The organism is Oceanospirillum linum (assembly GCF_001995095.2).
In the GTDB taxonomy this organism is placed as follows: Bacteria; Pseudomonadota; Gammaproteobacteria; order Pseudomonadales; family Halomonadaceae; genus Oceanospirillum; species Oceanospirillum linum.
Window position 1 is genome coordinate 1 of the sequence record NZ_MTSD02000273.1, and the last position, 379, is coordinate 379.

Genomic DNA, 379 nt, shown 5'->3' on the forward strand with positions numbered 1-379 from the left:
ACCGTCGAGATAGCCCTGCTCCCACATCAATGCATCGAGCGCCGCCAGTTCGCTCGCATCGATGAAGTTGCCGAGTTCTCCTTGCTCGCTGAAGTCGGTTTGTGCCGCGAGCAGCGTGACCGAGGCGAACGGATCGTCGACCGTATCGGGTGTCAGTTTCGCCTCGCGGGCCAGCGTTGCTGCGGCGATCGACAGTAGCGTGCCGCCCAAGCAGTAGCCCACCGCATGCACGCGCTCGCCGCGCGTTCGCTCGCGCGCCTCGCGTAGCGCCGCCATCAAACCTTGCTCCAAATAGTCGTTCAGACCGAGTTCGCGGGCCGCGTTTGAGGGATTGCGCCACGAGATCATGAATACCGTATAACCGGCGTCGACCAGATAG

1 protein-coding gene is annotated in these 379 nt (G+C 62.8%); it reads right to left on the reverse strand.

Annotation, left to right across the window (positions count from 1 at the left end):
- On the reverse strand, window positions 1-379 hold a 379-nt coding region (locus tag BTA35_RS17605; protein ID WP_338013028.1), incomplete at both ends, for an alpha/beta fold hydrolase.